Source organism: Comamonas composti DSM 21721 (assembly GCF_000429845.1).
GTDB lineage: Bacteria > Pseudomonadota > Gammaproteobacteria > Burkholderiales > Burkholderiaceae_C > Comamonas > Comamonas composti.
In genome coordinates this window covers 116,668-134,016 of the sequence record NZ_AUCQ01000003.1, presented here as the reverse complement: position 1 = coordinate 134,016, position 17,349 = coordinate 116,668, and the positions used below count along the sequence as shown (strand labels likewise).

Here is a 17,349-nt window from a genome sequence, read left to right as displayed (position 1 = left end):
TTACTCCTCGGTACCTGTGGTGCGTTCGCGGATGCGTGAGAGCCGGTAGCTGAGTTGGGGGCGGGTCATGCCCAGGGCGCGGGCCGCTGCGGCCAGATTGCCGCTGGCACGGCGCACGGCCTCTTGCAGCAGCCCGTCTTCCAGGGCATCCAGCGAAAGCCCCTGGTGCTGCATGCTGTCGTAGACACTGGCCGTGTGCAGATCGCCATCGGCGCCGCAGGCCTGGGCCAGGTGGCCCTGGTCGTCTATGGTGCTTTGGCCGTTGTCGCTCCATTGGGGGAACAGGCAGGCCACATCGATGGGCTCGCCAGCCGGCGTGAGGATGAGGCCGCGCTCCACCAGGTTCTCCAGCTCGCGCACATTGCCGGGCCAGCTGTGGCCGCGCAGCGCGGTCAGCGCCCGGTCGCTGAAGCCCGGGGCCGGCTTGCCGTGCAAGGCCGAGTATTTCTGCAGCAGATGCATGGCCAGCAGCTCGATATCGTCCACACGCTCGCGCAGCGCGGGGATGCGTATGGGGTAGACGTTGAGGCGGTAGAGCAGGTCGCGTCGAAAGCGCCCCTGCTCCACGGCTTTTTCCAGGTCCACATTGGTGGCAGCAATCACGCGCACATCGACCTGGGTGCTGCGGTGGCCGCCCAGGCGCTCCACCTCGCCGCTTTGCAGCACGCGCAGCAGCTTGGCCTGGGCGGCCAGGGGCAGCTCGCCCAGCTCGTCCAGCATCAGCGTGCCGCCATGGGCGCGCTCAAAGCGGCCTATGCGCGTGGCCGTGGCACCGGTGAACGCGCCTTTTTCGGCGCCGAACAGCTCGCTCTCTATCAGGTCGGCGGGCAGGGCCGCGCAGTTCACGGCCACAAAGGGCTTGTCGGCGCGCGGGCTCATGGCATGCAGGGCACGCGCAAAGCGCTCCTTGCCCACGCCGGTCTCGCCCGTGAGCAGCACCGTGACCTGGGTGGGCGCGGCCTTGGACAGCAGCGCAAGTGCGGCCTGAAAGGCCCGTGAACGGCCCAGCAGCGGGCCCTGGCTGTCGCAAGGGGCCAGGCCGGTGCGCAAGGCCTCGACCTGGGAGCGCAGCTCATCCAGGCAGACCAGCATGGAGTCGGGGTCGTAGTCGCGCGCGATCTGTTCGCCATCGGGCCACTCATGCTGAAACCGGCCCTCGATCAGGCAGTGGGCGTGGCCGCAGGTGGAGCACTGCATTTCCTTGAAGAACACCGGGCGACGGAAGAAAGCGCTGGAGTAACCCGAGGCATAGCCCAGCAGCATCCAGCACGAGGGCTGCTCCTGCGGCCCCCATTCGCGCAAATGGATTTCCGCCTCCCAGCTGTGCTCCCAGCGCACCACGCATTGAAAGTGGCCGGCCTCTTCATCGGCCTCGAAGACTTCGGGCGTGGCGCGCACCGCGCCCTCCAGTCGGTGCAGCTGGGGGCCTACGGCAAACATCTCGAACAGGCTGGCCGTAGGCCGTATCTGGCGGGCCAGCAGCGCATCGCGCTCGCCTGCGGCATAGCCGGCACGCAGCAGCAGGCGCCGCGTGTGGTCGGGCCCCATGGTGTTCATCATTTCGCGGCGCAGCGCGTGCAGCGAGGCCAGATGCATCAGCAGCATGCGCTGGCCCGAGAGCCAGATCAGCCCGTCTTCGGTGGAAAAACGGACCTGGCTGCGCAAATCGGCATCGGAGGGCAGAGGCGGAACAGGCTGGGGCATTGCAAAACTATCGATAAAACAGCTTTTTCTCGCAATGAGGTCTGACCCGCATCACCTGCTTTGCTCACTCGCTGAAAGTTTATGAATTGCAAACATCCGTCATCGGACGTTGATCATTTGATCATGCTGCAGTGCATTAGAGCATTGATGTGCACCGCAGCAATTTCCGGGTTTCCCCTTGATCTGCTGCCCCGCCTTTTGTATCAGCGGTCATCGATTTAGGTGCTAACCCTAGATTTATCGATATTTCCATGAACTGGCATGGCCCATGCAACAGCCTGGGCAACAACCTGCCAGGAGTCCCACATGGAAACAGCTGTTCTCGATCTTCCCGCCTGCGATCTCACGCGCCGCTCGGTGCGCGTGCTGCAAAAGCGCGCCAACGGTTTTGTGGACTTCGAGTTCTCCGTGGGCTGGCCCGAGCTCACGGTGGAACTCGCCATGACCGAGGCCGACTTCGAGGCCTTCTGCCAGGTCCAGAAAGCCAAGCTGCTCTGACCACCGCTCACGCATTCCACGACAACACAGGAGACAAGCTCATGAACATCGATCTTTCGGCGCGCGAGATACAGCCGCTGCGCCACACCTTTGCCCGCGTGGCAGCCTACACGGGGGACAAGCCCGCGTCGCGCTATCTGGAGGCCACGCTGGGCGTGCAGCCCACACACCACTTCCATTACCGGCCGCTGTGGGAGCCCGAGTTCGAGCTGTTCGACACCGGCCGCACGGCCATCCGCATGGCCGACTGGAACGCGCTGCGCGATCCACGCCAGTACTACTACGCCACCTGGACCATGACCCGTGCCAAGCAGCAGGAGGCCGTGGAAGCCAACTACCAGTTTGTGGAGTCACGCAACCTGGCCGGCAAGATGCCCGATGCCCTGCGCGCCAAGGCCTGCGAGGTGTTGATGCCGCTGCGCCATGTGGCCTGGGGCGGCAATATGAACAACAGCCAGATCTGCTCACGCGGCTACGGCACGCCCTTCACGGCCCCGGCCATGATGCATGCCATGGACCATCTGGGCGTGGCCCAGTACCTCACACGCCTGGGCCTGGTCATGGACGAGCCCGGCGTGCTCGAGGCCGGCAAGAACGACTGGATGCAGCACCCCGCCTGGCAGCCGCTGCGCCATCTGGTGGAAGACCTGCTGGTGGTGCAAGACCCCATGGAGCTGTTCGTGGCCCAGAACATGGTGCTCGACGGGCTGCTCTACCCCCTGATCTACAACCACTTTGTGGACGAGCATGTCACCGTGCAGGGCGGCACGGCCGTGGCCATGCTCACGGCCTTCATGCCCGAGTGGCATGCCGAGACCGCACGCTGGATCGATGCCGTGGTCAAGGTGGCTGCAGCCGAATCCGCAGACAACCGCAGCCAGCTGTCGCGCTGGTATCTGAGCTATGCCGACCATGCCGGCGTGGCACTGGCCGCCGTGGCCGAACTGGCCCTGGGCGAGCGTGGCGCGGCCGTGCTCGGTGAAGTCCGCCAAAGCCTGGATGCCCGCGCCCGCAAGGCCGGTCTGGACATCTGAGGAGCAGCGCCATGAGCACATCTGCCAGCACCCCCATCTCCAAGGTCTTCATCGCCTTTCAGGACAACGAGGAATCGCGCCCTGTGGTAGACGCCATCCTCGCCGACAACAGCCATGCCCAGGCCGTGTACTCGCCCGGTCTGGTGAAGATCGATGCGCCCGGCCGCCTGGTCATACGCCGCGCCAGCATCGAAGAGCAGACCGGTCGCCCCTACGAGCTGCAGCAGATCCAGATCAATCTGGTCACGCTGTCCGGCCATGTGGACGAGGACGACGACGAATTCTCTCTGAGCTGGAACCAATAAGCCCCATCAGGGCCGCTCACCGAACACCACCAGACAAAGCCATCCAAGGAGACACCATGGACGCACCCGTAATCAAGAAAAAGCTGGGCCTCAAGGACCGCTATACCGCCATGACACGTGGCCTGGGCTGGGAGACCACCTACCAGCCCATGGACAAGGTCTTCCCCTATGACAAGTTCGAGGGCATCAAGATCCACGACTGGGACAAGTGGGAAGACCCCTTCCGCCTGACCATGGACGCCTACTGGAAGTACCAGGGCGAAAAAGAGAAAAAGCTCTACGCCGTGATCGAGGCCTTTGCCCAGAACAACGGCCAGCTGGGCGTGACCGATGCGCGCTACCTCAACGCGCTCAAACTGTTCATCCAGGGTGTGGTGCCGCTCGAGTATTACGCCCACCGTGGCTTTGCCCATGCGGGCCGGCATTTCACCGGTGCGGGGGCACGCGTGGCGGCGCAGATGCAGTCCATCGACGAGCTGCGCCACTTCCAAACCGAGACCCATGCGCTGTCCAACTACAACAAGTACTTCAACGGCATGCACAGCTCCAGCCACTGGTTCGACCGGGTCTGGTTTCTGTCGGTGCCCAAGTCCTTCTTCGAAGATGCGCTGAGCGCGGGCCCGTTCGAGTTCCTCACAGCGGTGAGCTTCTCCTTCGAATATGTGCTCACAAACCTGCTGTTCGTGCCCTTTATGTCGGGCGCAGCGCACAACGGCGATCTGTCCACCGTGACCTTTGGCTTCTCGGCGCAAAGCGATGAGTCGCGTCATATGACGCTGGGCATCGAATGCATCAAGTTCATGCTGGAGCAGGATCCGGGCAACGTGCCCATCGTGCAGCGCTGGATCGACAAATGGTTCTGGCGTGGCTACCGCGTGCTGACCCTGGTGGCCATGATGCAGGACTACATGCTGCCCAAGCGCGTGATGAGCTGGAAGGAAGCCTGGGAGATGTATGCCGAGGAAAACGGCGGCGCCCTGTTCCGCGACCTGGCGCGCTACGGCATCCGCGAGCCCGCAGGCTGGAAGCTGGCCTGCGAAGGCAAGGACCACATCAGCCACCAGGCCTGGAACATCTTCTACAACTACACGGCGGCCGCACCTTTTCACACCTGGGTGCCCGGCGAGCAGGAGATGCAGTGGCTGTCCGAAAAATACCCGGACAGCTTTGACAAGCACTACCGTCCCCGCCTGGAGCACTACCGCGCCGAGCAGCAGGCCGGCAAGCGCTTTTACAGCAAGACCCTGCCCATGCTGTGCACCACCTGCCAGATCCCCATGGGCTTCACCGAACCCGGCGACGCCACCAAGATCTGCTATCGCGAATCCGACTACGAGGGCAGCAAATACCACTTCTGCAGCGACGGCTGCAAGCATGTCTTCGACGACGAGCCCGAGAAATTTGTCCAGTCCTGGCTGCCGGTGCACCAGATCTACCAGGGCAACTGCTTCAAGCCCGATGTGGACCCTACGGCCGAAGGCTTTGACCCGCTGGCTGCCGTGCTGGACTGGTACGGCATGAATGTGGGCCGCGACAACATGGACTTTGAGGGATCGGAGGACCAGCGCAATTTCGCGGCCTGGCGTGGCGATCCGCCGCCGGCCACTCCGGGCAACAACGCTTCCGCCAACAACAGCCAGGAGGCCCAGCCATGAGCGTCACCGCACTCAAGCCCTATCGCTTTCCCGCCAAGGATGTGCGCGAGAACTTTCCTGCGCCCCTGCTCTACATCGGCTGGGAAGACCACCTGATGTTCTGCTCGCCCGTGGCCCTGCCTCTGCCGCCCGACATGCCTTTCGGCGCGCTGGCCCAGGCCGTGCTGCCCGATGTCTATGGCGCCCACCCCGACTTTGCGCGTATCGACTGGAGCGCGGTGCAGTGGTTCAAGTCGGGCCAGCCCTGGTCGCCCGATGCGTCCAAGTCGCTGGCCGACAACGGCCTGACGCACAAGGACGTGATCCGCTTTCGCACCCCGGGCCTGACAGGCATCCAAGGCTCTTACAGCTAACCACCCTGGCGGCTGCAGCGCTGGCCTGGCCGGCGCTGCAGGAATGAGAGCGAGACGATATGAGCTACCAACTGACCTTAGAACCCCTGGGCGCCTCGATTGAAGTGGAAGAGGGCCAGACCCTGCTGGACGCCGCGCTGCGCCAGGGTATTTACATTCCCCACGCCTGCGGCCATGGCCTGTGCGGCACCTGCAAGGTCCAGGTCTGCGACGGCGAGGTGGACCACGGTGCGGCCAACCCCTTTGCGCTGATGGACATGGAGCGCGAGGACGGCATGACGCTGGCCTGCTGCGCCACGCTGCAGTCCGACGCCACCATCGAGGCCGACTTCGAAGACGAGCCCGATGCACAAATCATCCCGGTGCGCGACTTCGCCGCCACTGTGGTGCGCATCGTCGATCTGACGCCCACCATCAAGGCCTTGCATCTGCGCCTGGACCAGCCCATGCGCTACCAGGCGGGCCAGTATGTGCAGCTGCGCATTCCTGGTTTGAGCGAGGAGCAGGGCGGCTCGCGGGCCTTTTCCATTGCCAATGCACCTGGCGCCGATGGCTGCGCCCAGGAGATCGAGCTCAATGTGCGCCTGGTGCCGGACGGCGCGGGCACAAGCTGGTTGCACCAGCATTTGCGTGAAGGCGATCACCTGCAGCTGGCCGGACCTTATGGGCGCTTTTTTGTGCGCCATTCGGCACGCCAGCCCATGGTCTTCATGGCCGGGGGCTCGGGGCTTTCCAGCCCGCGCGCCATGATTTTGGAGCTGCTGGCCAATGGTTGCGAGCAGCCCATCACCCTGGTCTACGGACAGCGCTCCAGCGAGGAGCTGTACTACGACGATGAGTTCCGCGCCCTGGCCGCGCAGCACCCGCATTTCACCTACATCCCTGCCCTCTCGGGCGAGGACTGCGGTGATTGGCAAGGCGCACGCGGCTTTGTGCACGAGGCTGCGCAAGCCCATTTCCAAGGCGGCTTTGCGGGTTGCAAAGCCTATCTGTGCGGGCCACCACCCATGGTCGAGGCCTGTATTTCCACCCTGATGCAGGGCCGGTTGTTCGAGCGCGACATCTACACCGAGAAATTCCTCTCGGCCGCCGATGCGCAAGGCGCGCGCAGCCCCTTGTTCAAGCGCGTCTGAGGCCGCCATGACAGCCATGCAAAACGTGCAAGTCAGCGTGGAGCAAACCGGCGATGCCTATGCCTGCGGCACCCACGAAAGCCTGCTGAGCGGCATGTTGCGCCTGGGGCGCAAAGGCATTCCGGTGGGCTGCGCCAACGGCGGCTGCGGCGTCTGCAAGGTGCGGGTGCTCGAAGGCGCGGTACGCCATCTGGGCCCCGTGAGCTGTGCCCATGTGAGCGATCTCGAGCGCGACCAGGGCTACACCCTGGCCTGCCGTGTGGCCCCGCTGGAGGCCGTGCGCATTGCCGTGGCGCAGCGCCTGCACAAACCATTTTTTCTGCGGGCGGCTGCCACTGCGCCCACAACCCACGAGACACCAACAAGCAACTAAGGAGACAGACATGGGTGTAATGCGAATCGGCCACGCCAACTTGCGCGTGATGGACATGGATGCTGCGCTCAAGCACTACGAAAACGTGCTGGGCATGAAGGTCACGCTGCGCGATGCAGCGGGCAATGTCTACCTCAAATGCTGGGACGAGTGGGACAAGTACTCGCTGATCCTCACGCAAAGCGACCGCGCCGGCCTCAACCATGTGGCCTACAAGGTGCAAAACGACGCCGACCTCGACAGCCTGCAGGCGCGCATCGAGGCCTGGGGCGTGAAGACCACCATGCTGCCCGAAGGCAGCCAGCCCACGGTGGGCCGCATGCTGCAGTTCAATCTGCCCAGCGGCCATGAGATGCGGCTGTACGCCAAGAAGGAGTGCGTGGGTACGGATGTGGGCTCTCTGAATCCTGACCCCTGGCCCGATGGCCTCAAGGGCGCGGGCGCGCACTGGATAGACCACTGCCTGCTGATGTGCGAGATGAATCCCGAGGCCGGCATCAACACCGTGGAGGAGAACACCCGCTTCATGGCCGAGTGCATGGACTTCTTCCTGACCGAGCAGATTCTGGTCGGCCCCGAAGGCAATATGCAGGCCGCAACCTGGATGGCGCGCTCCACCACGCCGCACGACATCGCCTTTGTGGGCGGCCCCACCTCGGGCCTGCACCACATCGCCTTCTTCCTGGACTCCTGGCACGACGTGCTCAAGGCCGCCGACGTCATGGCCAAGAACAAGGTGCGCATCGACGTGGCCCCTACGCGCCACGGCATCACACGCGGCGAGACGATTTACTTCTTCGACCCCAGCGGCAACCGCAACGAAACCTTTGCCGGCCTGGGCTATCTGGCCCAGCCCGATCGCCCCGTGACCACCTGGAGCGAGGACCGTCTGGGAAGCGGAATTTTCTATCACACGGGTGAGCTCGTGGCTTCTTTCACGGATGTCTATACCTGATAGGTAACACCCCCCTGAGGCGCTTTGCGCCTTCCCCCCGCTCTCGCACCGCTGCGCGTTGCGGGCAGGAGGACGACAGCCTCGCTGCGGGGCGGCCCTTGCTCGCTGTCCCTGACCTTGGGCCGCGCCGGTTTTTGGCGCAGCGCCCCTGGCTTTGCTCCCTCGCCCCTTTGGGGAGAGGGTGGGGGTGAGGGCTGCTTGCCAAGGCGCAGCGTTTTTGCCGACCCCTGAGACATCTGTGAACCCACCTGAAAGATAGACATGAACCACAAGATTGCATCTGCTGCCCTGGCCCTGTTGGGCACGCTGGCAGCGACGGCTGTGCAGGCCGAAGGCCATTACGTCCCCGGTGTGGAGGGCATGCAAGGCCCCAGCGTGCCGCCGCCCGGCGTGTACTACCTGGGCTATATGGTCAACTACAACATCAACGACTTCCGCGCGCCGGGGAGCAGTGACAACCTGCCCGGCCACAACCGTGGAACCGTGACTGCCCTGGCCAACCGCTTTGTCTGGATCACCAACTACAAGCTGCTGGGCGCGGACTACGGTATGGAGGCCATCGTGCCGGTGATGCGTACCTCGCTCACGGTGAATGCGGCCGGCATTTCCGACAGCCGCTCCGGTGTGGGCGACGTCTATCTGGGTCCGCTGGTGCTGGGCTGGCATGGCCCGCAGTGGGACGCCGTGGCCGGTGCCGGTATCTGGCTGGACTCGGCCAGCAGCCGCGCCCCGGCCTCGCCGGGCAAGGGCTACAAAAGCACCATGCTTACCGGCGGCCTGACCTATTACTTCGACGCTGCCAAGACCATCTCGGCCTCGGGCCTGATGCGTTTCGAGCGCAACGGAAAGAACGATATGGGCTTTCGCAATGGCAACCAGGTGACGCTGGAATGGGGCCTGGGCAAGCATTTCGGCGCCGTGCAAGCCGGCCTGGTGGGCTACAGCCAGTGGCAGATCAGCGATGACAAAGGCCCGGGTGCCACGGGCAAGCATTCCTCGCGCCATGCCGTGGGGGCCGAGCTGGTCTACCCGATACAGGGTGCGGGCGTCTTCCTCAAGGGCGCGGTCTACAAGGAGGTCAGCGCCACGGCCGGCACGGGTGCCATGCCCAAGGGCTCGCTGGTGCGTTTCACCGTAGTCAAAGCTTTTTGAGGAGGCCTGCCATGCCGGACTCCCTGATGGCTTCCCAACCCGTGATCCGCACCGACGCCGCCTTGCGGGCCGTGGCTGCGGCCGTGGCCAAGGCCGTGGAATTGGGCGTGCGTGTCAATGTGGCCGTGGTGGATGCGGCCGGGGTACAGGCCGCGTTTGTGCGCATGACGGGCGCACCCCTGCACTCCATGGACATCGCCACGGACAAGGCCTATACGGCCGTGAGCTTTGGTCTGGCCACGGGCCTGTGGCATGAGGCCCTGGCGCAGCATTCGCCGGCCGTGCGCCAGGGTCTGGCCCTGCGTCCGCGCTTTGTGGGTTTTGGCGGCGGGCTGCCCATCGTGGTGGAGGGCGCACGCATCGGCGGCATAGGGGTGTCCGGCGGCAGCGAGCAGCAGGACGAAATCATTGCCGGCGCCGGCCTGCAGGCCCTGGGTCTGGGCAAGGACCAGCAAGGTGGCTAAAGCCTGGCGCTTGCCTGTCTTTCCAGGCCTAGGCTTTGTCCTGGCCTGGAAAGGTGCGCACCACGTCCAGAAAGGCCGCCAGCACCGGCGATGCATCGTCGCTGCGGTACAGGCAGCTGAGCTCGATGTCGCGCAAATGGCGCGAGCGCAGCGGCCGGTATTCCACGCCCGGCAGGCGCAAGCTGGTGGCCGAGCGCGTGGTGATGCAGGCGCCAAACCCGCCCGCCACCAGGGCCACGCAGGTCAGCACATCTTCCACCGACTGGGCCACGTTCAGGCGCAGGCCCTCGCGGTGGAAGGCATTGCTGACCTCCTGGGCCAGGCCATGCAGCGAGAGATTGGGGTAGAGGATCATGGGCTCGTTGTCGAGCTCGGACAGCGTCACCTCCTCGCGTGCGCACAGCCTGTGCGTGGCCGGCAGGCCCACGACCAGGGCTTCTTTCAGCACGGTCTGCACGCTGATGTCTGGCTCTGCCGGCACCAGCCGGTTGAAGCCAATGGTGATTCTGCGTTCGCGCAGCGCCTGCAATTGCTCGTCCTTGGTCTGGTTGTGCAGCGCGATACGCACCTCGGGCCTGGCCTGGTGAAACGCTGCCAGCAGGCGCGGAATCACATCCAGCACGCCGGAGCCAAAAATCCCCACGTCCAACTGGCCCGTCAGCCCCTGACCGGCTCTTTGCGTGCGCTCGCGGGCGCGCTGGGCCAGCGACAGGATGTTGGGTACCTCGTCCAGCAGGGCCTAGCCTGCAACCGTCAGCTCCACGCCCTTGGGCGTGCGCACAAACAGCGCCGTGCCCAATTCCTCCTCGATGGCGCGGATCTGCCGCGTCAGCGGTGGCTGGGCCATATGCAGCCGGGCCGCAGCACGGCCGAAATGCAGCTCCTCTGCCAGCGCCAGAAAGTACCTCATCTGCCTCAAGTCCACGGGGCGGCTCCTTGATACCTTGCAGGTATTGATTTTAGAAAATTCAGTATTGGACAGTATTGAACACCGAATTTATCGTTGCTGCAAAAGCATGCGTGACAGGAAGAAAACCATGAAAGACATCCAGAACTTCATCAACGGTGCCTACGTTGCCACGGGGCGCAGCTTCGACAAGCACTCACCGCTTACGGGCCAGGTGATTGCCAAGGTGCATGAGGCCGGCCGCAGCGAAGTCGATGCCGCCGTGGCCGCAGCGCGCGCAGCGCTCCACGGGCCCTGGGGCCGTATGAGCGTGGCCGAGCGCGTGGAAAAACTCTATGCCGTGGCCGATGGCATCAACCGTCGCTTCGAGGAATTCCTGGCCGCCGAATGTGCGGACACGGGCAAGCCACGCAGCGTGGCCAGCCATATCGACATTCCGCGCGGTGCGGCCAACTTCAAAATCTTTGCCGACGTGGTGAAGAACGTGCCCACGGAGTTCTTTGAAATGGCCACGCCCGACGGGCGCGGCGCCATCAACTACGGCCACCGCGGCCCGGTGGGCGTGGTGGGCGTGATCTGCCCCTGGAATCTGCCCCTGCTGCTGATGACCTGGAAGGTGGGGCCGGCCCTGGCCTGCGGCAACACCGTGGTGGTCAAGCCTTCCGAAGAATCGCCCCAGACCGCAGCCCTGCTGGGCGAGGTCATGAACGAGGCCGGCATTCCGCCCGGCGTCTACAACGTGGTCCATGGTTTCGGCCCCGATTCGGCCGGCGAGTTCGTCACCAGCCACCCCGGCGTGGATGCCATCACCTTTACCGGTGAAACACGCACCGGCGAGGCCATCATGAAGGCGGCAGCCAAGGGCGCACGCCCCGTGAGCCTGGAGATGGGGGGCAAGAACGCTGCCATCGTCTTTGCTGACTGCGATTTCGACGCCGCCATCGAAGGCACGCTGCGCTCGGCCTTTGTCAACAGCGGCCAGGTCTGCCTGGGCACGGAGCGCGTCTATGTGGAGCGCCCCTTGTATGAGCGTTTTGTGGCCGCGCTGAAGCAGCAGATCGAGGGCTGGAAGATCGGTGTGCCCGAAGACGCCGACACCAAGCTGGGCCCGCTGATCAGCAAGGAGCACCAGGCCAAGGTGCTGTCGTACTACCAGCTGGCGGTGCAGGAAGGCGCCACCGTGGTCACCGGCGGCGGTGTGCCCGACCTGGGCACCCAGTATGCGGACGGTGCCTGGGTGCAGCCCACGATCTGGACCGGCCTGCCCGAGACGGCGCGCGTCATCAAGGAAGAAATCTTCGGCCCCTGCTGCCATATCGCCCCCTTCGATACCGAAGAGGAGGTGCTGGCCAAGGCCAATGACAACGTCTACGGCCTGGCCAGTGCCATCTGGACGCAGGACCTGGCCCGCGCCCACCGCGTGGCCCAGCGCATGCACGTGGGCATCTCCTGGGTCAACAGCTGGTTTCTGCGCGATCTGCGCACGCCTTTTGGCGGCGCCAAGCAATCGGGCATAGGCCGCGAGGGCGGCGTGCATTCGCTGGAGTTCTATACGGAGCTGAAGAACGTTTGCATAAAGCTGTAAGCACCCCCTGAGGCGCTACGCGCCTTCCCCCTCTTTAGGCGCTGCGCGCCGGAGGGGGACGACACCGGCGCGGCGGGGCGGCCCTTGCGCGGTGTCTCTGAGTTGGGGTGTGCTGGTTCAAGCGCTGCGCCCTGACCAGAAGCCTGAGTTGCAAACATCACGACTTTTCCCTTCTTTGTTTTCTGTGAGCCTTTCCTATGAACACTGAACTGCAGCACTCCCTGGGCGACGAGCTGTATGCGGCCCTGCGTGAATGCAAGGTGGTCGAGCCTTTGAGCAACCGCTACCCCGACATCACCATCGATGACGCCTACGCCATACAGCAGCGCATGCTGGCGCGCCGCCTGGAGGCCGGTGAGCGCGTGGTGGGCAAAAAAATCGGCGTGACCTCCAAGGCCGTGATGGACATGCTGGGCGTGTTCCAGCCCGACTTTGGCTGGCTCACCGACGGTATGGTCTTCAACGAGGGCGAGGCCGTGCCGGCGAGCAGCCTGATACAGCCCAAGGCCGAAGGCGAGATTGCTTTTGTGCTGAAGAAGACGCTCCAGGGTCCAGGCGTGACGGCCGCCGATGTGCTGGCCGCCACCGAGGGCGTGATGGCCTGCTTCGAGATCGTCGACTCCCGCATCCGCGACTGGAAGATCAAGATCCAGGACACAGTGGCCGACAACGCCAGCTGCGGCGTCTTTGTGCTGGGCGATCGCCTGGTCGACCCGCGCGATGTGGACCTGGCCACCTGCGGCATGGTGCTGGAGAAAAACGGCGAGATCGTGGCCACGGGCGCAGGCAGCGCAGCCCTGGGCCACCCTGCCAATGCCGTGGCCTGGCTGGCCAACACCCTGGGTGCCCACGGCATCGCGCTGGAGGCCGGCGAAGTCGTGCTCTCCGGCTCGCTGGCCGCCATGGTGCCGGTCAAGGCCGGGGACAACCTGCGCGTGACCATAGGCGGAATAGGTAGTTGCTCTGTGAGGTTTGTTTAAGCGTCAAACCTGCCCCCAGGTCGCATGAACGGGCGCGTTCCAAGGCCAGGGACAGCGAGCAAGGGCCGCCCCGCAGCGAGGCTGTCGTCCCCCTCCCGCGAAGCGAGAGAGGGGGAAGGCGCGCAGCGACTCAGGGGGTGCTATTTCAAGACTGGAGACAAGTGATGAGTCAAAAAATCAAATGTGCGCTGATAGGGCCGGGCAATATCGGCACCGATCTGTTGGCCAAGCTGCAGCGCAGCCCGGTGCTGGAGCCGGTGTGGATGGTGGGCATAGACCCCGAGTCCGATGGCCTCAAGCGGGCGCGTGAAATGGGCATCAAGACCACAGCCGAGGGCGTGGATGGGCTGCTGCCACATATGCAGGCCGATGGCGTGCAAATCGTATTCGACGCCACCAGCGCCTATGTGCATGCCGAGAACTCGCGCAAGGTCAACGAGCAGGGCGCGCTGATGATCGACCTCACGCCGGCGGCCATAGGCCCTTTCTGCGTGCCCCCGGTCAACCTGATGCAGCACCTGGGCAGCGGCGCCATGAATGTGAACATGGTCACCTGCGGTGGTCAGGCCACCATCCCCATGGTGGCGGCGGTGAGCCGTGTGCAGGCCGTGGCCTATGGCGAGATCGTGGCCACCGTGTCCTCCAAGTCCGTAGGACCGGGCACACGCAAGAACATCGATGAATTCACGCGAACCACGGCCGGTGCGGTGGAAAAGGTGGGCGGCGCCAAAAAAGGCAAGGCCATCATCGTCATCAACCCGGCCGAACCCCCTTTGATGATGCGCGACACCGTGCACTGCCTGACCGAGGACGCGCCCGACCAGGCCGCCATCACCGCCTCCATCCACCAGATGCTGGCCGAGGTGCAGAAATACGTGCCCGGCTACCGCTTGGTCAACGGCCCGGTGTTCGACGGCAAGCGCGTCTCCGTCTTCCTGGAGGTCGAAGGCCTGGGCGACTACCTGCCCAAGTACGCAGGCAATCTGGACATCATGACCGCCGCCGCCGCGCGCACGGCCGAGATGTTTGCCGAACAAATGCTGGCCGGCAAGCTCACGCTGGCACCCATGGCCCCCGTAGCCGCCTGAAGGAGAGACAACATGGAACTCAAAGGCAAGAAGATCACCGTCCACGACATGACGCTGCGTGACGGTATGCACCCCAAGCGCCATTTGATGACGCTGGAACAGATGAAAAGCGTGGCCCAGGGCCTGGATGCGGCCGGCGTGCCGCTGATTGAGGTCACGCACGGCGATGGCCTGGGCGGCGCCTCGGTCAACTACGGTTTCCCGGCGCACAGCGACGAGGAATACCTGTCCACCGTGATCCCGCTGATGAAGCAGGCCAAGGTTTCGGCCCTGCTGCTGCCGGGCATTGGCACCGTGGACCATCTGCAGATGGCGCATGCGCTGGGCGTTTCCACCATCCGCGTGGCCACGCATTGCACCGAGGCCGATGTCAGCGAGCAGCACATCACCCAGGCGCGCAAGCTGGGCATGGACACCGTGGGCTTTTTGATGATGGCCCATATGAACAGCGCCCAGGGCCTGGTCACGCAGGCCAAGCTGATGGAGAGCTATGGCGCCAACTGCATCTATGTGACCGACTCGGCGGGCTATCTGCTGCCCGACCAAGTCAAGGAACGCATTGCCGCCGTGCGCGCTGCACTCAAGCCCGAGACCGAGCTGGGCTTTCATGGCCACCACAACCTGGCCATGGGCGTGGCGAATTCCATTGCCGCCGTGGAGGCCGGTGCCAACCGCATCGATGCGGCGGCCGCAGGCCTGGGTGCGGGCGCGGGCAACACGCCCATGGAAGTGCTGGTGGCCGTGTGTGAGCGCATGGGGATTCAGACCGGTGTCGATGTCTGGAAGATCCAGGACGTGGCCGAAGACCTGGTGGTGCCGCTGATGGACTTCCCCATCCGCGTGGACCGCGACGCGCTGACCCTGGGCTATGCCGGCGTGTATGGCAGCTTCTTGCTGTTCGCCAAGCGGGCCGAGAAGAAGTACGGCATTCCTGCGCGCGATCTGCTGGTCGAACTGGGCCGGCGTGGCATGGTCGGCGGCCAGGAAGACATGATCGAAGACACGGCGCTGACCATGGCGCGTGCGCGCGGTCTGCAGGTCGCAGCATGAAGCGCCGCGCCCTGCTCAAGGCATCGGCGGCCTGGGGCCTGGCCCAGTCCACCCAGGCCTCTGCAGCCGATGATGGCCGCGCGCTGCGCATTGCCATCATCTCGCCCAACACCGGGGCGCTCGCGGCCTTTGGCGCCACCAACATCTATGTGCACGAGTTGTTTGCCCAGCGTCTGGCCCAGGGCCTGGACACGCGGCACATGGGGCGCAGGAAAATCGAGCTGGAGCTGCATGACGCCGCATCCTCGTCAGAGCGGGCCGCCGAGATCGCCTCGGCACTCGCTGCCAGCGGCGTGCACATGGTGCTGGCCTCGGCCACACCCGAGATCTGCAACCCCGTGGCCGATGTCTGCGAGGCGGCAGGCATTCCCTGCGTGACCACGGTCGCGCCCTGGCAAGCCTGGTTTCAGGGGCGCAAGGGCGATCTCTACAAGGGCTTTCAGTGGACCTTTCACTTCTTCGTCGGGCTCGAGGACTTTGCCGACGTGCATTCCAGCCTGTTCGCACGTGCCCGCCTGGGCTCGCTGGTGGGTGGCATCTGGCCTGACGACATAGACGGATCGGCCTTCATGGCAGCCTTTCCACGCGCCATGGAGCAACGCGGCCTCAGGCTCTTCGAGCCGGGCCGGCTCAAGCTCTCGGCGCCCGATTACAAGGGAATTGCCACACGCCTGCGCGATGCCAGGGTATCCATGGTCACGGGCGTTCTGCCACCGCCCATGGCGCTCGCATTTCACGCAGCCGCACGCGAGGTCGGCTACCAGCCTCGCATGCTCTCGCTGGCCAAGGCCTTTGCGTTTGCGGACACCGTGGGGCAGATCGACCAGCCGGATCTTGCGCTGACCAACGAAGTCTGGTGGTCTCCGGCCTGGCCTTTCAGCTCGGGCTTTACCAGCGCGAGTTCGGCCCAGGTGGCGCGCGAGTACGAGACGCGCACGGGCAAGCCCTGGGTGCAGACGCTGGGCTTTTCCCATGCCATGGTCGATCTGGCCGTACAGGCCGTGGAGCAGGCCCAGGAGCCCACACGCCAGGGCCTGGTGCAGGCGCTGCGCCGCGTCAAGGCCAGGACCGTGGTCGGGCCGCTGAGCTTCTCGGGCCGCATGCCCAGCCTCAACGTCTGCTCCACACCCGCCGTGGGCGGTCAATGGCTGAAGAACGCACAGGGCCGCTGGGTGCTGGAAGTCGTGGACAACACGCGCTCGCCCTTCATCCCCGTCACGGCCGAGCTCACCCTGGGCCAGACCTGAGCAGGCCTTGCCCGCCCATTCATTTTCAATATTCGGAGCACCCCATGGCACTTTCCCCCGCCACCATCGAACAACTGGCCGAGCATCTGGAGACCTGCGAGCTGCAGGCCCACGACACCTTGAAGATCACCGACGCCCATCCCGATATGGACTGGGATGACGCCTACGCCATACAGGCCGCCATCCTGGCGCGCAAGCTGGCACGCGGCGCCCGCGTGGTGGGCCTCAAGGCCGGGCTGACCTCGCACGCCAAGATGAAGCAAATGGGCGTCACCGACCCGGTGTTCGGCTTTCTGGTGGACTACTTCAGCGTGCCCGATGGCGGCACGGTCAAGACCTCGGAGCTGATCCATCCCAAGGTGGAGCCCGAGATCGCCTTTGTGCTCAAACATGCGCTCAAGGGCCCGGGCTGCCATATCGGCGCCGTGCTGGCCGCTACCGACTTTGTGATGCCCGGCATCGAAGTCATCGACAGCCGCTACCGCGACTTCAAGTTCGACCTCAAGAGCGTGGTGGCCGACAACACCTCGGCCGCGCGCTTTGTGGTCGGCGGCCAGCCCTTGCGCCCCGACGCCGTGGATCTGCGCACCGTGGGCCTGGTGCTGGAGAAAAACGGCCAGCCCGTGGCCATGGGCGCAGGTGCAGCGGTGCTGGGCCACCCGGCCGCAGCCATTGCCATGCTGGCCAACCACCTGGGCCGGCGTGGCCAGGAAATTCCGGCGGGCAGCCTGATTCTCTCGGGTGGCGCCACCGAGGCCGTGGCCGTGGCCGCTGGCGACCATGTCTGCCTGCGCGTGCAAGGCATGGGCAGCACGTCAATCAGCTTCGCCGCCTGAGGTGGTTGGACTCCCCCTGAGTCGCTTCGC

At 64.8% G+C, this 17,349-nt stretch carries 17 protein-coding genes and 1 pseudogene; 16 read left to right on the top strand and 2 right to left on the bottom strand.

Annotation, left to right across the window (positions count from 1 at the left end; genetic code table 11):
- Positions 1–1,704, bottom strand: a complete 1,704-nt coding sequence (locus G486_RS0103920) for a sigma-54-dependent Fis family transcriptional regulator (RefSeq protein WP_027014355.1) — start codon at positions 1,702–1,704, stop codon at positions 1–3.
- A gap of 306 nt (positions 1,705–2,010) precedes the next feature.
- On the opposite strand from G486_RS0103920, the gene G486_RS0103915 reads away from it, so the two are divergent.
- The 10 genes from G486_RS0103915 to G486_RS0103870 all read left to right on the top strand — a co-directional run bounded on the left by G486_RS0103915 (position 2,011) and on the right by G486_RS0103870 (position 9,626).
- A complete protein-coding gene (locus G486_RS0103915; RefSeq protein ID WP_027014354.1) occupies positions 2,011–2,202 on the top strand; it encodes a phenol hydroxylase subunit in 192 nt (63 codons plus the stop codon).
- Positions 2,203–2,243: 41 nt separating this feature from the next.
- Positions 2,244–3,236, top strand: a complete 993-nt coding sequence (locus G486_RS0103910; RefSeq protein ID WP_027014353.1) for an aromatic/alkene monooxygenase hydroxylase subunit beta — start codon at positions 2,244–2,246, stop codon at positions 3,234–3,236.
- A 35-nt stretch (positions 3,237–3,271) separates the two neighbouring features.
- On the top strand, positions 3,272–3,541 hold the full coding sequence (locus tag G486_RS0103905; RefSeq protein ID WP_027014352.1) for an MmoB/DmpM family protein: 270 nt from the start codon (positions 3,272–3,274) through the stop codon (positions 3,539–3,541).
- A gap of 56 nt (positions 3,542–3,597) precedes the next feature.
- The gene (locus tag G486_RS0103900) at positions 3,598–5,196 is read left to right on the top strand and encodes an aromatic/alkene/methane monooxygenase hydroxylase/oxygenase subunit alpha (RefSeq protein WP_027014351.1); all 1,599 of its coding nucleotides are present in this window, start codon (positions 3,598–3,600) and stop codon (positions 5,194–5,196) included.
- Positions 5,193–5,549 carry a phenol hydroxylase subunit P4 gene (locus G486_RS0103895; protein WP_027014350.1) on the top strand — a complete coding sequence of 119 codons (357 nt, stop codon included), beginning with the start codon at positions 5,193–5,195 and terminating at the stop codon, positions 5,547–5,549. The genes G486_RS0103900 and G486_RS0103895 overlap by 4 nt, the downstream gene beginning before the upstream one ends.
- Before the next feature lie 59 nt (positions 5,550–5,608).
- Positions 5,609–6,682, top strand: a complete 1,074-nt coding sequence (locus G486_RS0103890) for an NADH:ubiquinone reductase (Na(+)-transporting) subunit F (RefSeq protein WP_027014349.1) — start codon at positions 5,609–5,611, stop codon at positions 6,680–6,682.
- Positions 6,683–6,689: 7 nt separating this feature from the next.
- On the top strand, positions 6,690–7,055 hold the full coding sequence (locus G486_RS0103885; RefSeq protein WP_027014348.1) for a 2Fe-2S iron-sulfur cluster binding domain-containing protein: 366 nt from the start codon (positions 6,690–6,692) through the stop codon (positions 7,053–7,055).
- Between the two features lie 10 nt (positions 7,056–7,065).
- Positions 7,066–8,010, top strand: coding sequence for a catechol 2,3-dioxygenase (locus G486_RS0103880; protein WP_027014347.1), 945 nt, complete (start codon positions 7,066–7,068; stop codon positions 8,008–8,010).
- Between the two features lie 261 nt (positions 8,011–8,271).
- Positions 8,272–9,162, top strand: coding sequence for a SphA family protein (locus tag G486_RS0103875; RefSeq protein WP_027014346.1), 891 nt, complete (start codon positions 8,272–8,274; stop codon positions 9,160–9,162).
- 11 nt (positions 9,163–9,173) lie between these two features.
- On the top strand, positions 9,174–9,626 hold the full coding sequence (locus G486_RS0103870; RefSeq protein WP_034386582.1) for a GlcG/HbpS family heme-binding protein: 453 nt from the start codon (positions 9,174–9,176) through the stop codon (positions 9,624–9,626).
- A gap of 28 nt (positions 9,627–9,654) precedes the next feature.
- Here G486_RS0103870 and G486_RS21495 read toward each other — a convergent pair.
- Positions 9,655–10,551, bottom strand: a pseudogene (locus tag G486_RS21495) (LysR substrate-binding domain-containing protein).
- Positions 10,552–10,663: 112 nt separating this feature from the next.
- Here G486_RS21495 and G486_RS0103860 point away from each other — a divergent pair.
- The 6 genes from G486_RS0103860 (at position 10,664) to dmpH (ending at position 17,319) form a co-directional block, all read left to right on the top strand.
- Positions 10,664–12,118 carry a 2-hydroxymuconic semialdehyde dehydrogenase gene (locus tag G486_RS0103860; RefSeq protein ID WP_027014344.1) on the top strand — a complete coding sequence of 485 codons (1,455 nt, stop codon included), beginning with the start codon at positions 10,664–10,666 and terminating at the stop codon, positions 12,116–12,118.
- A gap of 197 nt (positions 12,119–12,315) precedes the next feature.
- Positions 12,316–13,098, top strand: coding sequence for a 2-oxopent-4-enoate hydratase (gene dmpE, locus G486_RS0103855; protein WP_027014343.1), 783 nt, complete (start codon positions 12,316–12,318; stop codon positions 13,096–13,098).
- A gap of 164 nt (positions 13,099–13,262) precedes the next feature.
- Positions 13,263–14,186, top strand: coding sequence for an acetaldehyde dehydrogenase AphF (aphF, locus tag G486_RS0103850; protein WP_027014342.1), 924 nt, complete (start codon positions 13,263–13,265; stop codon positions 14,184–14,186).
- 12 nt (positions 14,187–14,198) lie between these two features.
- On the top strand, positions 14,199–15,236 hold the full coding sequence (gene aphG, locus G486_RS0103845; protein WP_027014341.1) for a 4-hydroxy-2-oxovalerate aldolase AphG: 1,038 nt from the start codon (positions 14,199–14,201) through the stop codon (positions 15,234–15,236).
- A complete protein-coding gene (locus G486_RS0103840; RefSeq protein WP_027014340.1) occupies positions 15,233–16,483 on the top strand; it encodes an ABC transporter substrate-binding protein in 1,251 nt (416 codons plus the stop codon). The genes aphG and G486_RS0103840 overlap by 4 nt, the downstream gene beginning before the upstream one ends.
- Positions 16,484–16,527: 44 nt before the next feature.
- Complete coding sequence (dmpH, locus tag G486_RS0103835; RefSeq protein ID WP_027014339.1) at positions 16,528–17,319, top strand: 2-oxo-3-hexenedioate decarboxylase; 792 nt, start codon at positions 16,528–16,530, stop codon at positions 17,317–17,319.
- The last annotated feature ends 30 nt before the right edge of the window (positions 17,320–17,349 follow it).

Coding starts and splice junctions, on each gene's coding strand:
- G486_RS0103920 (WP_027014355.1), bottom strand. CDS start 1,704: ATGCCCCAGCCTGTTCCGCCTCTGCCCTCCGATGCCGATTTGCGCAGC.
- G486_RS0103915 (WP_027014354.1), top strand. CDS start 2,011: ATGGAAACAGCTGTTCTCGATCTTCCCGCCTGCGATCTCACGCGCCGC.
- G486_RS0103910 (WP_027014353.1), top strand. CDS start 2,244: ATGAACATCGATCTTTCGGCGCGCGAGATACAGCCGCTGCGCCACACC.
- G486_RS0103900 (WP_027014351.1), top strand. CDS start 3,598: ATGGACGCACCCGTAATCAAGAAAAAGCTGGGCCTCAAGGACCGCTAT.
- G486_RS0103895 (WP_027014350.1), top strand. CDS start 5,193: ATGAGCGTCACCGCACTCAAGCCCTATCGCTTTCCCGCCAAGGATGTG.
- G486_RS0103890 (WP_027014349.1), top strand. CDS start 5,609: ATGAGCTACCAACTGACCTTAGAACCCCTGGGCGCCTCGATTGAAGTG.
- G486_RS0103885 (WP_027014348.1), top strand. CDS start 6,690: ATGACAGCCATGCAAAACGTGCAAGTCAGCGTGGAGCAAACCGGCGAT.
- G486_RS0103880 (WP_027014347.1), top strand. CDS start 7,066: ATGGGTGTAATGCGAATCGGCCACGCCAACTTGCGCGTGATGGACATG.
- G486_RS0103875 (WP_027014346.1), top strand. CDS start 8,272: ATGAACCACAAGATTGCATCTGCTGCCCTGGCCCTGTTGGGCACGCTG.
- G486_RS0103870 (WP_034386582.1), top strand. CDS start 9,174: ATGCCGGACTCCCTGATGGCTTCCCAACCCGTGATCCGCACCGACGCC.
- G486_RS0103860 (WP_027014344.1), top strand. CDS start 10,664: ATGAAAGACATCCAGAACTTCATCAACGGTGCCTACGTTGCCACGGGG.
- dmpE (WP_027014343.1), top strand. CDS start 12,316: ATGAACACTGAACTGCAGCACTCCCTGGGCGACGAGCTGTATGCGGCC.
- aphF (WP_027014342.1), top strand. CDS start 13,263: ATGAGTCAAAAAATCAAATGTGCGCTGATAGGGCCGGGCAATATCGGC.
- aphG (WP_027014341.1), top strand. CDS start 14,199: ATGGAACTCAAAGGCAAGAAGATCACCGTCCACGACATGACGCTGCGT.
- G486_RS0103840 (WP_027014340.1), top strand. CDS start 15,233: ATGAAGCGCCGCGCCCTGCTCAAGGCATCGGCGGCCTGGGGCCTGGCC.
- dmpH (WP_027014339.1), top strand. CDS start 16,528: ATGGCACTTTCCCCCGCCACCATCGAACAACTGGCCGAGCATCTGGAG.